Genomic DNA, 13,213 nt, shown 5'->3' with positions numbered 1-13,213 from the left:
TTAGTGGGTCTTCAACGCCACCGCGACTCCGAAGAAACGCGGCTCGCCAGCGATGAAGGTCGGGATGCCGAGATTATCGCCCGCATTGCCCGCATCCTTGATGTATTTCCGGTTGAAGACGTTGTTCACAAATACTGAGGCCGACCAGATCGCGTTTTCGGGTGCGTAACTCAGCCGCGCGTTAAATAGGCCATAGGACTTCTGCAATTCGTCCTGCTTGGTATCGGGCAGAAGGTGACCGGTCTGCAGCGCTGCGATGTCGTTGTCGTCGTCGAAATAGATCTTCGACTGGAAGGTATAGGTCGGAAGCAGCGTCACCGTGCCGCCGAACATCTCGGTATGCAGCGCCAGTCCGGCGGAGAGCTTGTGGTCGGGATTGAGGCGGAATTGGTTGCCCTTATACATGCTCGTCCCGGCGAAGCGGGCGCGGTTATAGGCGTAGGTGCCGAAGAAATCCGCCCAGTCGGTGATGGCCCATTCGAGCTGGCTCTCAATGCCCCAGGCATTGGCGTGACCGGCATTGGTGGTGATGGGCGTGTTGTTGAGCATCATCACGGTTTGGAAGTTGGCGTATTGGTAGGTGTAGACGGCGATGTCGGCGTGCAGCTTACCGTCCAGAGCTTCCGTTTTGGCGCCGACTTCGTAGGAGTCGACCGTTTCGGCGTCGGCCGGTGAGAAGTTCGGCGGACCGAAGGGCTGAGACGGGGTAAGGGCCGTCAGCACCTTGGGGCGGCGCCCGCGCGCGTAGTTGGCGTAAAGGCTCAAATCCTTGTCGAGCGCGTAGCGCGCCGAGAAGCGCCAGGTCAGGCCGTCATCGGAGAAGCCCTTGGCGATCTTGTCGCCGTTATTCGCCGTCGGTTGATAAAAGAGCGCAAAGGCGGGCAAGAGGCTCGCCGGGATGGCTGAGGTAGACCCCGCACCCGGCGTGGCAAGGCCGCCGATCACGGCATCACGCATGGGGGCTGGAAGGCTCATCGCTCCGATCAGCCCGCCCAATACCGAGCGGTCCGCCGTGGTCGCCGCATAGGAGGTAACCTTGTCGTCGGTGGTGTATCGCACGCCACCTTCGAGTTCGAACGCTTCCGTTACCTTCACGGTCACATCGGCATAAAGGTCGACCGATTTGGTCTTGCCGAAATTTTCCGACTGTTCCCAGTGATTGGCTTTTAGATTTTTGGCGATGCCCGCCGCGGTGGCAGCCGGCATGGCGTAAAGGGTGCCGAAATTCTTGAAATAGAGGCCTTGCGCCAAGCCCTGCACGAGCGCGGGGGCATAACCGCCGACAAAGGTTGGGGTCGAGAAGAAAGCGGTCGGCTGGGCGAGCATGGGGTTCTGGCCGGTCAGAAGCGTCAGGGCCAGGCGTTCGTCGAATTGCAGCGGCACGCGCTGCGAGACATTGGAATAGAAATAGTCCACACCCCCAAATGCGCTGAAGCGTCCGCCGTCATCGTAATTGACGCGCAGCTCCTGGCTGAACTGATCGCCGCGCGCGTCTTCGGCGGAAACCAGGAGCGGTTGGCTGAAGCCATCCGGATCGAACACTTCTTCGCTGTCGAAGCGGCGATAGGCCGTGACCGAGGAGAGCTTCACCGCCGGAGTGAGAGTGTAGCTGACAAGCGCTTTGGCATCCCACACCTTGCGGTCAAGGCCGAGCTGCTTGTTGTTCTCGAAGCCAGGGACGGTGGTGAGCGCCGCGCCACTATTATGGTCGAGGTTGCCCAGCACCGCGCCGGTATTGGGATCGAAGGGCGCGAAGGTGCCGGATTTGAATGAGGTGCCCGAGGGCTTGTCGGATTCATAGTTGAAGATCACATCGACATTCAGGGCGTCCGTCGGCTTGTAATTGAAGGCGAGGCGCCCCGCGATGGTGCCGACCGAGTTGTAATCGGCGCCGCCCAGAAGGTTCTTCACATAGCCCTGACGGGTCTTGGCGCGGCCGGAGACGCGCACCGCGAAATCATCCGAAAGCGGGATATTGGCCATGCCTTCGGCCATCCAGTAGCCGTAGTCGCCCGCTTCGGCGCCAAGGGCGAAACTCTTGGCGGAAGGATCGGCCTTGTTCTGGATGACATTGACGCCGCCCATCAGCGCCGCGCGACCGAACAGGGTGGTTTGCGGTCCGCGCGCCACTTCGACGCGTTCGATATCGAAGAGTTCGATATAGGTGGCGCGGGTGGTGGAGATCGAAACGTCGTCCTCGAACACCGAGACGCGTGGTTCCTGGCTGGAGTCGCCGCTATCCAGCGTCAGGCCGCGCAGCACCAGGCCGGGATTATTCGGCGATTGGTTCTGCACCACGAAGCCCGGCGTATAGAGCGAGAGCTTGTCGAATTCCTGCGCGTCGATTTTCTTCAGGAAGTCGCCGGAATAGGCGGTCAGCGCCATCGGCACTTCGATCGGGTTCTGGACGCGTTTTTGTGCCGTGACCGTCACGGTCTCGATGAAGCTATTTTGGCTGTCGGCCATCTCAGCAGCAGCAGGCAGCATGGCGGCCGCCAGAACGGCCAGCGACACCGCATGAAAACGGATCGGCATGAAAAACCCCCTCGGTTACATACCCCCAATCGCTAGGGTAGGCGCGTGTCAGTATTGTGAAGTACTGACACGCGCAAGCAACAATCCCAACAGAAACCAGTAGGGATCAGGAGGTTTGTTTGGCGCGCTCGATCAATTCGCTGACCACCGATGGGTCGGCTAAGGTCGAGGTATCGCCGAGATTGGAGGTATCGCCCTCGGCGATCTTGCGCAGGATGCGGCGCATGATCTTACCGGACCGGGTCTTTGGCAGCGCGGGCGTAAAGAGAATCACGTCCGGCTTGGCGATGGGCGACAGATGCTCGGCGACGAATTTCTTCAGCTCGTCGGCGAGGGTGTCGGTCACCGGCTGCCCGGCTTTCAAGGTGACATAGGCGTAGATCGCCTGACCTTTGACCTCATGGGGATAGGCGACCACCGCGGCTTCGGCGACCTTGGTGTTTTCCACCAGTGCGGATTCCACTTCCGCCGTGCCTAAGCGATGCCCGGCGACATTGATCACGTCATCGACGCGGCCGGTGATCCAGTAATAGCCATCCTCATCGCGGCGGCAGCCGTCGCCGGTGAAGTATTTGCCCTTATAGGTGCGGAAATAGGTATTGATGAAGCGCTGATGGTCGCCATAGACGCTGCGCATCTGTCCTGGCCAGGAATCGGCGAGCACCAGATTGCCGCTCACCGCGCCTTCCAGGATGTTGCCATTGCTGTCCACCAGCTCGGGCTTGATGCCGAAGAGCGGCTTGGTCGCCGAACCCGGTTTCAGATCGGTGGCGCCGGGCAGGGGTGAAATCAGAATGCCGCCGGTTTCGGTCTGCCACCAGGTGTCGACAATCGGGCAGCGCTCTTCACCGACGACGCGGTGATACCAAAGCCAAGCTTCCGGATTGATCGGCTCACCCACCGTTCCGAGAAGGCGCAGAGAGGCGCGGCTGGTGGATTTCACCGGCTCTTCGCCATCGCGCATCAGCGCGCGGATCGCGGTCGGGGCGGTGTAGAAGATGCTGACCTTGTATTTGTCGATCACTTCCCAGAAGCGCGAGACGTTCGGATAGTTCGGAATGCCTTCGAACATCACCGTGGTGGCCGCATTGGCGAGCGGGCCATAGAGAAGATAGCTGTGCCCGGTCACCCAGCCGACATCGGCGGTGCACCAATAGACATCACCAGGGCGATAATCGAACACCACCTCATGGGTGAATGCGGTATAGACGAGATAACCGCCCGTCGTGTGCAGCACGCCTTTGGGCTTACCGGTCGAGCCGGAGGTGTAGAGGATGAAAAGCGGATCTTCCGCGCCCATTTCCACCGGCTTGCATGTGGTCGGCATGGTGGCGGCGAATTCGAAGTAATCGACATCGCGCCCCGCCATCATCGGCACCTTGGCGCCTGTGCGCTTGACCACCAGCACATGCTTCACATCCGGGCATTGGGTGAGGGCGAGATCGGTATTGGCTTTCAAGGGCACGGTCTTGCCGCCGCGAATACCTTGATCGGCGGTAATGACGACGGTGGAGCCGCAATCCTGAATGCGTCCGGCAAGGCTGTCGGGAGAGAAGCCGCCGAACACCACCGAATGCACCGCGCCGATGCGCGTGCAGGCGAGCATCGCGAAGGCCGCTTCGGGGATCATCGGCATATAGATGGTGACGCGGTCGCCTTTCTTTACCCCGTGTGCCAGCAGCGTATTGGCGAAGCGGCAGACCTCATCATGCAGCTGCTGATAGGTGATGTTGCGCATCTCGGTCGGGCTGTCGCCTTCCCAGAAGATGGCGGTCTTATCCGCATGCTTGGCGAGGTGGCGGTCGATGCAATTGGCTGAGACGTTCAGCGTGCCGTCCTCGAACCAGCGGATGCGAAAATCGGCGGGGTCATAGGAGACGTCTTTCACCTTGGTGAAAGGCTTGATCCAGTCGATGCGCTTGGCCACATCGCGCCAGAACCCTTCCGGATCGGCGATAGACTGCGCATACATTTCCTCATAGCGCGCGCGGTTTATCAGTGCGCCCTCGGCCCAATCCGGCGATACGGGAATGACCGTCTCGTGCATTTCGTGCTCCCTAAATACTTGATTTGTTATAATTCTATTGTGTCCTTTCGCCGCGCCCCCTTCAAGGGCAAAGCGCCGGGATGACGCCGGGAGTAGGCTCTAATCCTTAGTGGTAATTTTCGGTCTTCGCGGTTTGATAGCGGCCGAAACCGGTAACCTTTCAAGAAGCTAACCTTCCATGCAGCTTCACCTCTCGACTTGGCCTGAAATCGAATCCTACCTTCAGCATTCCAAGGCCATTCTCGTTCCCATCGGCTCCACCGAACAGCACGGCCCCATCGGGCTTCTGGGCACCGACGCGCTCTGCTCCGAAGAGATCGCCCGGCGCGCGGGCGAGGAGGGCGGGTTTCTGGTGGCGCCGACCTTCAATGTCGGCCAGGCCCAGCATCATTTGGCCTTTCCCGGCACGCTGACGCTTCGCCCCTCGACCATGATCGCGGCCATGACCGATTGGGCCAATTCGCTGCGCCGTCATGGTTTTGAGCGGATTTATTGGCTGAATGGCCATGGCGGCAATGTCGCCACGATGAACGCGGCCTTCGCCGAAATTCAGCACGGCTCCAGCATCAATCCCGGGCATGAGAACAGCCCGACCTTGCGCTGCAGCTTGCGCAATTGGTGGGAGCTGGCGGGCGTCTCCGAAACCATCCGCGAGCTTTTCCCGGTGGGCGAGGGCAATCACGCCACCCCGTCCGAGATTTCGGTGACGCAGTATCTTTTCCCGCAAGCGGTCAAATACGCCGACTTCCCGGTGCGAATCGCGCCATCGGGTCCGATCTTCGATGCAGAGGATTTTCGCCGCCGTTATCCCGATGGCCGTATCGGCTCTGACCCGACGCTGGCCAACCCCGCCGCCGGCAAACGTCTGGTCGAAACCGCCGTCCATTCCCTGGTGCGCGAGTTTCGGAATTTCGCGGGCGCTTAGCCTAATGACCTCCCCTGGTGGGGAGGGTACCGGGTGTTTGCCTCACCTATGTGTCATCGCCCGCAACTGCGGGCGACCCAGGTGGTGTTGCTCAATCCTAGACGTTGAAACTAAAGAATGGTACCGCGAGACCTGGATGGCCCGCAGTCGCGGGCCAAGACAATTTTGGGTGTCTGTGGCTCACATGCGAAATATATCCCCACGAGGGGGAGGTTACGCGCGCTGGGGCCAATTTGAAGCTTACTTCCCTCGCGCGATGCCGACGGCGCGGATGCACAGCGCGGCGTAGACGCATTGCAGCACGCAAGGCACTGCCAGCCAGTGGCCATAGAGATAAGTCTCGCGCAGGATTTCGGCGCCGAGCAGCACGGCAACGCCCGCAAAGCCCGTATACAGCCAATCATGCATCGGCATGTCTTTGCGCCAGACCCAGAGCGGGGCGGGCAGGGGCGCGTGGCGCAAAATCAAAAACATCACCACGCTCGCCGCCAGCCAGCCGACCACGGCGAAGACGGAAATCGCGATGATCGGCACGACCAGCGTGTCGTCCCAGGGCGGGAACTGAAAGCGGTCGAAACCTTCGAGCAGCGCCAGGATGGAGGCGCCCGCATAGCCGAACCAGCCCGCGGCGGCGGTGAAATAGATTGCCACGCCCGATTGCGGGGTCATTAAGGTCGCGACATCGCTCGCCGTCTTGATGCGGAGCATGAACAGGCCCGCCGCTATCGAGACGCCCAGCGCCATCAGGGCCGCGCCCGCGTCATGGGTCGGCCATTTGGGCGTGCGCAGCGCGTCCATCGCCTTGAACCAGCGCTTGTTATAGGCGTCATAGGCGGGCCCATGATTTTCGGCCGGCGGGTCCCAGGTCTGCACCGCTTCGGCGGCGGCCGGATCGGTCCAATCGGCCATGTCGATGCTCTGGAACACCAGCGTCGCCCCGCCCACGAACAGGGCCAGGCACAGAAGCAGCAAATTCAGACGCAGGGACATGGGCAGCTCGGACTCAAAACTGCGCCGTTCTTAATCCGGTTCCGCAAGGCGCAATAGGGCGCAAAAGACACAGTGATCGCGCGGGTATACCCGCTTTGGGGTAAAATTCGCGCCTGGGCCTTAGTCTGGGTTGGGATGCGGTCTTGACAGCCCGCCGCACCCAACATCATCTGTCACAAATCCCAGGGGCGCCACCTTGGCGAGTCGGGCCGTAAGCATCGTGCGGGCCCGGCCAGGGCGGCTGAGATCGCAATTGTGCGGGTCCCTTTGAACCTGATCCGGCTAACACCGGCGTAGGGAGAGGCCAGTCATGAACCAGCCCGTCCGTAATCCTCATTTGACCATTACCCGTGGTCCGTTGCCCGGCTCGAACAAGCTTATCGAGAACGGGGTGCCGTTCCGCGAGGTGAAGCTGTCGGGCGGCGAGGCGCCGGTCCGCCTCTATGACACATCCGGTCCGTATACGGATCAATCCGCCGAGATCGATATCGAGAAGGGCCTAAAGCGCCTGCGCCAGGAGTGGATTCTGGCTCGCGGCGATGTGGAAGAATATGACGAGCGCGCCAGGAAGCCCGAAGATGACGGCCTGAAACCCGGCGAGCTTTTGTCGGTGCCGCAGTTTGATCGCGCGGGCCTGAAGCCCCTTCGCGCCAAGCCGGGCAAGAATGTCACCCAGCTTCACTACGCCCGCCAAGGCATCATCACTGAAGAGATGAAGTTCATTGCCGCGCGCGAAAACCTCGGCGTGTCGAAGCTGGCCGATGGCCATTCCTTCGGCGCCAATATCCCGCGCGAGATCACGCCGGAATTCGTCCGCGATGAGATCGCCCGCGGTCGCGCCATCATTCCGAACAACATCAACCATCCCGAAACCGAGCCGATGATCATCGGCCGCAACTTCCTCACCAAGGTGAATGCCAATATCGGCAATTCGATTGTCACCTCTGGCGTGTCGGAAGAAGTCGAGAAGATGGTGTGGTCGATCCGCTGGGGCGCGGACACCGTGATGGACCTTTCCACCGGCCGTCACATTCACACTATCCGCGAATGGATCATCCGCAACAGCCCGGTTCCGATTGGCACGGTGCCGATCTATCAGGCGCTGGAAAAGGTCGGCGGCATTGCCGAGGAACTGACCTGGGAGCTTTATCGCGACACGCTGATTGAACAATGCGAGCAGGGCGTGGATTACTTCACCGTCCATGCCGGCGTGCGTCTCGCCCATATTCCGCTGACGGCTTCGCGCGTCACCGGCATTGTCAGCCGCGGCGGTTCGATCCTCGCCAAATGGTGCCTCGCGCATCACAAGGAAAACTTCCTCTACACGCACTTCGAAGACATCTGCGAAATCTTGAAGCAATACGATGTCGGCTTCTCCTTGGGGGATGGCCTGCGTCCGGGTTCCACCGCCGATGCCAACGACCCGGCGCAGTTTGCCGAGCTCGACACGTTGGGTGAGCTCAACCGCATTGCCCAGCGCCACGACGTGCAGGTGATGATCGAAGGCCCCGGCCATGTGCCGATGCATAAGATCAAGGAGAATATGGATCGCCAGCTCACCGCTTGCGATGAAGCTCCCTTCTATACGCTTGGGCCGTTAACGACCGACGTCGCGCCGGGCTATGACCACATCACCTCTGCGATTGGCGCGGCGATGATCGGCTGGTTCGGCACCGCGATGCTTTGCTACGTCACGCCAAAAGAGCACCTCGGCTTGCCGGATCGTGATGACGTGAAGGCGGGGGTGATCGCTTATAAGATCGCCGCCCATGCCGCCGACCTCGCCAAGGGCCATCCAGCCGCGCGCATTTGGGACGACGCCATGAGTAAGGCGCGTTTCGAATTCCGCTGGCGCGATCAGTTCGCCCTCGCGCTCGATCCCGAAACGGCGGAAACCTATCACGACGAAACCCTTCCGGCGGACGGTGCCAAGGTCGCCCATTTCTGCTCCATGTGCGGGCCGAAATTCTGCTCCATGAAGATCAGCCAGGAAGTGCGCGACGCCGCGCGCGGCAAGAACGACTGGAACCCCTCCGACGGTCTCTCCACCGAAGACATCCGCGCGGCGATGGAAATGAAGTCCGAAGAGTTCAAAAAACACGGCAGCGAAATCTACTGGACCAAGCCCGCGGCGGAATAATCCCTCTCCCCCTGTGGGAGAGAAAGAAAAATCACGGGGTTAGTGGCGCGCATCCACGGTGTTTCCGCATCGTCGCCAGCGTGCTGCTAACCCCGTGATTTTTCAGGTGAGGGGGAACCTGCGCACCGTCCCCCTCACCAGCAAAATCTAGCGCTTAGCGGCGAAGCGTGCCGCTCCCGCAATCTTGCGCGCCGCTAAACGCAAGATTTTGCGTCCTCTCCCACAAAAGGGGAGAGGGAGATGCGACGAAAAATGTCACGTTTTGCAGGTTTGGGGGAGTACCCGCTCTATCCCCTCCAGTACCCCGTCAAAATTCTCAATCACCTCGTAGTTCCAAAACCTGAGCACACGAAAGCCATCTGCTTTCAGTCTTTCGCTGCGTGCTCCGTCGTAAACTAGGTGCGCATCATCGCCATGCTGCCCGCCATCAAGTTCGATGATCAGCTTGGCATCGAAGCAGACGAAATCGACGATATAAGTACCCACCGGCTGTTGCCGCCGGAATTTGAAACCCTGAAAACGCCGGTCCCGCAACGCATACCATAGCTTGCGCTCAACATCGGTCTGCTCGCGGCGTAGCTTTCGCGCAAAACTATGCTTCATGATCCCCTCGCTTCACAAAGCACCGTGAGAATAGCACAAAATTCCCTCTCCCCTCCGTGGGAGAGGAAGAAAAATCACGGGGTTAGCGGGGCGCCGCGAAGATCGTCGAGTGGAAGGAATGGCGCGCTGCTAACTCCGATGATTTTTCAGGTGAGGGGGGACCCGCGCACTGTCCCCTCACCAGCATAATCTAGCGCTTAGCGGCGACGGGTGCGGCCCGATCAATCTTGCGCGCCGCTAAACGCAAGATTTCGCGTCCTCTCCCAAGAGAGGGGAGAGGGTAATATGGGCGCGAAGCCGCGCCAGCCGGCTGTTTGTCCTATTCCCCTGCCGCAAACTGTCTCGCAAAGGTGAGTTGGCTGGTAGCGCTAACTTGTGTAGGCATGATGCCCATAATCACAGACATGGCGGGCCCCTGTGCAGCCAGAACGGGAGACAAACATGGCAGATAATTCAGATACGCGCGCACCCAATGGCCGGCGCTACCTGTCGCAACCGCTGGTAAAGCACATCTACACCGCCGATCCCTCGGCGCATGTGTTCGACGGCAAGATTTACGTCTACCCCAGCCATGACATCGATGCGGGCATCCCCGACGACGATCTCGGCAACCAATATGCCATGAACGACTATATCGTCCTCTCCATGGACGAGCCGGGCGCGCCCACCACCGCCCATCCGGTCGGCCTTAAGGTCGAGGATGTCCCCTGGGCCGATAAGCAGATGTGGGCCCCGGATGCGGCCTACAAGAACGGCACCTATTACCTCTATTTCCCGGCGCGCGACCCGCAAGGCATCTTCCGCATCGGCGTGGCCTCGTCGACATCGCCGGTCGGCCCCTTCAAGCCCGAGCCGGAAGCCATCAAGGGCAGCTTCTCCATCGATCCTGCCGTGTTCGTCGATGATGACGGCGAAGCCTATATGTATTTCGGCGGCATCTGGGGCGGTCAGCTGCAGCGCTGGGCCACCGGCAAATTCGATCCCAACGGCTCGGATACCGATCTGCATCAGGACGACAAGCCCGCGCTTTGCGCCAAAGTCGCCAAGTTGACGCCGGACATGAAGGAATTCGCCCATGAAGCGCGCGATGTCGTGCTGCTGGACGAGGAAGGCAAGCCGATCCTGGCTGGCGATCACGACCGCCGCTTCTTCGAAGCCTCCTGGCTCTTCAAGAAGGACGGCAAATACTATTTCACCTATTCGACCGGCGACACGCACTTCCTGTGCTATGCGATCGGCGACAATCCTTACGGCCCCTTCACCGTGAAAGGCCAGTTCCTGCTGCCGGTGCAGGGTTGGACCAGCCATCACTCCGTGGTGGAGTTCAAAGGCAAGTGGTGGCTCTTCTATCACGACGTCCAGCTCTCGGATAAGAACCACCTGCGCTGCGTCAAGGTGACGGAGCTGAAGTTCAACCCGGATGGCACGATCCCGATGATCGATCCGTTCACGGATTAAGTTGGCCGAAAGCCTTGTTCTGAAAGACAGCGCCGCGATGAGCGGCGCTGTTGCTTTAGGTGTCGCTGCGGAAAGTCGTCTGTTCTACAAACATTGTATATCCGTCCGGAAATGTGCATGCTGTATGCATACTTACCGGCGGGGTGTGGATATGAGACGAGCTTTTGCGGTGGCCTTCTTTCTGGCCAGCCTTTCGAGTGCTGGTGCAGCGGTTGTGCCGTTCCCGGCGAGTTTCAAAACCCAATCCATCGCCACCAACGGCACCAAGCTTTCCGTGCGCGTCGGGGGCACCGGGCCTGCCGTCGTGCTGCTGCATGGCTTTGGCGATACCAGCGATATGTGGGCCCCGATTGCGGCCAAGCTCGCGGCGAACCACACCGTCATCGTGCCGGATTTGCGCGGCATGGGAAATTCGGAGCATCCCGAAACCGGCTACACCAAGAAGAACCAGGCCGCCGACATCGCGGGCGTGATGGATGGGCTGCATGTGACGAAAGCCGATCTCGTCACCCATGATATCGGCAATATGGTCGGCTATGCCTTGGCGGCGAGCTATCCGGGCCGCATCACCAAGTGGGTGGTGATCGATGCGCCGCTGCCCGGCATCGGTCATTGGGAGGCGCAGCTTTCCAATCCCAAGACCTGGCATTTCAATTTCTATGGCCCCGATGAAGAGCGTTTGGTGGCGGGGCGTGAGCGCATCTATCTTGATCGCTTCTGGAATGAGCTTTCCGCCGATCCCAAGAAGATCGATGAGGCGACGCGCGTTCACTACACCGCCTATTACGCCAAGCCGCACGCCATCCACGATGCGTTCGAGCAGTTCAAGGCCTTCAGGCAGGACAGCCTCGACAACAAGGCTCTAAGTGCCAAGGGTAAGCTCACCATGCCGGTGCTCGCGCTTGGCGGGGAGAAGTCTTACGGCACTGCCATGGCGGGTGAGCTCAATTTTGTCGCGACGAATGTGAAGGGCGGGGTGATCCCGGCCTCCGGTCATTGGGTGATGGAAGAAAACCCGGACGCCACCACCAAGCTGGTAGTCGATTTCCTCTCCCATTAGCCGGAAGTTCAGGTGATAAGCCAGGAAAGCTCGACGCCCGTGGTGTTTTTAACCGCGCTGAGAAGGACTTGAAAGACGCCGTTCAGCACCTTTTGTGCGGTCACATAAGTCAGCACCTTCGAATAGAGCAGGATCTGATTGAGCGATAGCTCCTGCATGTGAAAGGCGAGGTCGGCCTGTTCCTGGGTGATCTTGCCTGCTGCCAATTGTGTGGTGGTGAGAAAGGCGGCCTGGGCCACCGTCTCGAGATAGCCCTTCACCTCCGGCACGGCTTTTTCCCATTCGCCGCCTGCAATGGGTGCGACGTAATCGAGAATGCCTTGAAGCAATTCCCCGGCATTGGCGGGCCGGAATGTGCTGAGATCGATGCTCATGGCCTATTCCTTGGAAAGGGATTTCAGCTGGGTCTCGGCCTTCAGGGCCAGATCGCAATCCTGCTCGACCAGCCATTGCGCGAGCTGGTCGGAGGTGAGGCCGGACTTCTTGTGCTGGTCGGCGACGACTTTTACCTTCGTTTCGCAGTTTTTGATCATGGCTGAGATCGCCGATCCGGCATCGCCCGCCGGTCGCCCGCTGTAGATCTTGGCGCGGCTGTCGGCGATGGCTTCCGCGGCACGAAGATCGCCCAAGGTCGCCACATAATCTGGTTCATATTTGCTGTAGGAGGCGGCATCCGTCGCGCCGAGATCTGCGGCCGCTGCGATTTTGTGCACCGTGGTCGAAGCTTCGCTCAGCTTGTCGATGATCTGAAGGTTGGGCGGCGGCGCGAAAAGGCTCGTACATCCTGAAAGGAAAATCATCAGGACGAAAACACTTGCATGGCGGCGCATGACGGCCCCCGATCTCAAACCCCAATTTATAATTGTATGTATTACACCCTACATGCAAGCAGTAATTGTCTTGTAATAGAGGGATATTGCGGCGTTGGCGTCATCTTAGCCGTACCCTAGAAAGGAAGGTAACCTTTTCAGGTGACCTTTACAGGTTACCTTCCTATATGCTAGACCTCGATTATGGCAAAGCCGCAGGATAGTGCCGCCGGAGTGGCGGGGGAGTTGCGTGAGGTGATGGTGCTCTTAAAGCGCCGCATTCGCGAAGAAGCGCCGCCCAATGATATGTCTTGGGGCCAGCTCAGCGTCCTGGGTCAGCTTGATCGCGCCGGGCCTTGCACGGTCAGTGAGCTTGCCCGCGCCGAAAGCGTGCGTCCGCAGTCCATGGGCGAGACGGTGGCGGCGCTGCAAAAAGCGGGCTTCGTCCAGGGCCAGCCCGATCCCAATGATGGCCGCCGCACGCTTCTGTCCCTCACGCCGTCCGCGCGCGATCTTGTTCGCGCCCGCAGAGCCGCGCGCGAGGATTGGCTGATGCGTAGGATCAAGCAGAAATTCTCCGCACCCGAACAAAAACAGCTTTGCGACGCGCTGGCGCTTCTGCGCCGCCTCGCCGAGAAGGATTAGC

General features: G+C 60.0%; 11 protein-coding genes and 1 riboswitch. Of the genes, 5 read left to right on the top strand and 6 right to left on the bottom strand.

What is annotated here, in order from left to right:
* Entirely contained in the window at positions 1–2,535 is a 2,535-nt protein-coding gene (locus FHS83_RS18830; protein ID WP_167084992.1) for a TonB-dependent receptor, read from the bottom strand.
* 106 nt (positions 2,536–2,641) lie between these two features.
* A complete protein-coding gene (gene acs / locus FHS83_RS18825) occupies positions 2,642–4,582 on the bottom strand; it encodes an acetate--CoA ligase (protein WP_167084990.1) in 1,941 nt (646 codons plus the stop codon).
* 178 nt (positions 4,583–4,760) lie between these two features.
* Between acs and FHS83_RS18820 the strand changes: the two genes are divergently transcribed.
* Complete coding sequence (locus FHS83_RS18820) at positions 4,761–5,507, top strand: creatininase family protein (RefSeq protein ID WP_167084988.1); 747 nt, start codon at positions 4,761–4,763, stop codon at positions 5,505–5,507.
* A gap of 240 nt (positions 5,508–5,747) precedes the next feature.
* Here FHS83_RS18820 and FHS83_RS18815 read toward each other — a convergent pair whose 3' ends face one another.
* Positions 5,748–6,497 carry a hypothetical protein gene (locus FHS83_RS18815; RefSeq protein ID WP_167084986.1) on the bottom strand — a complete coding sequence of 250 codons (750 nt, stop codon included), beginning with the start codon at positions 6,495–6,497 and terminating at the stop codon, positions 5,748–5,750.
* Positions 6,498–6,671: 174 nt separating this feature from the next.
* A riboswitch (TPP riboswitch) is annotated at positions 6,672–6,814 on the top strand.
* On the opposite strand from FHS83_RS18815, the gene thiC reads away from it, so the two are divergent.
* Positions 6,808–8,637, top strand: coding sequence for a phosphomethylpyrimidine synthase ThiC (gene thiC / locus FHS83_RS18810; protein WP_167084984.1), 1,830 nt, complete (start codon positions 6,808–6,810; stop codon positions 8,635–8,637). (Overlaps the previous riboswitch by 7 nt.)
* A gap of 255 nt (positions 8,638–8,892) precedes the next feature.
* On the opposite strand, the gene FHS83_RS18805 is transcribed toward thiC, so the two are convergent.
* A complete protein-coding gene (locus tag FHS83_RS18805; protein ID WP_208414961.1) occupies positions 8,893–9,240 on the bottom strand; it encodes an endonuclease domain-containing protein in 348 nt (115 codons plus the stop codon).
* 441 nt (positions 9,241–9,681) lie between these two features.
* Between FHS83_RS18805 and FHS83_RS18800 the strand changes: the two genes are divergently transcribed.
* The gene (locus FHS83_RS18800; protein WP_167084982.1) at positions 9,682–10,698 is read left to right on the top strand and encodes a glycoside hydrolase family 43 protein; all 1,017 of its coding nucleotides are present in this window, start codon (positions 9,682–9,684) and stop codon (positions 10,696–10,698) included.
* Between the two features lie 151 nt (positions 10,699–10,849).
* Positions 10,850–11,758, top strand: a complete 909-nt coding sequence (locus FHS83_RS18795; RefSeq protein WP_167084980.1) for an alpha/beta fold hydrolase — start codon at positions 10,850–10,852, stop codon at positions 11,756–11,758.
* A gap of 8 nt (positions 11,759–11,766) precedes the next feature.
* Here FHS83_RS18795 and FHS83_RS18790 read toward each other — a convergent pair whose 3' ends face one another.
* Both FHS83_RS18790 and FHS83_RS18785 read right to left on the bottom strand, forming a co-directional pair.
* Positions 11,767–12,132 carry a hypothetical protein gene (locus FHS83_RS18790; protein ID WP_167084978.1) on the bottom strand — a complete coding sequence of 122 codons (366 nt, stop codon included), beginning with the start codon at positions 12,130–12,132 and terminating at the stop codon, positions 11,767–11,769.
* A gap of 3 nt (positions 12,133–12,135) precedes the next feature.
* Positions 12,136–12,588, bottom strand: coding sequence for a hypothetical protein (locus FHS83_RS18785; protein WP_167084976.1), 453 nt, complete (start codon positions 12,586–12,588; stop codon positions 12,136–12,138).
* Positions 12,589–12,771: 183 nt separating this feature from the next.
* On the opposite strand from FHS83_RS18785, the gene FHS83_RS18780 reads away from it, so the two are divergent.
* Positions 12,772–13,212: a MarR family winged helix-turn-helix transcriptional regulator gene (locus tag FHS83_RS18780; protein ID WP_167084973.1), complete on the top strand. Its 441-nt coding sequence runs from the start codon at positions 12,772–12,774 to the stop codon at positions 13,210–13,212.
* Position 13,213: the final 1 nt, after the last annotated feature.

It is taken from the genome of Rhizomicrobium palustre, from assembly GCF_011761565.1.
GTDB lineage: Bacteria > Pseudomonadota > Alphaproteobacteria > Micropepsales > Micropepsaceae > Rhizomicrobium > Rhizomicrobium palustre.
The sequence above is the reverse complement of the archived record's forward strand: the minus strand, read 5'-3'. Positions and strand labels throughout refer to the sequence as shown.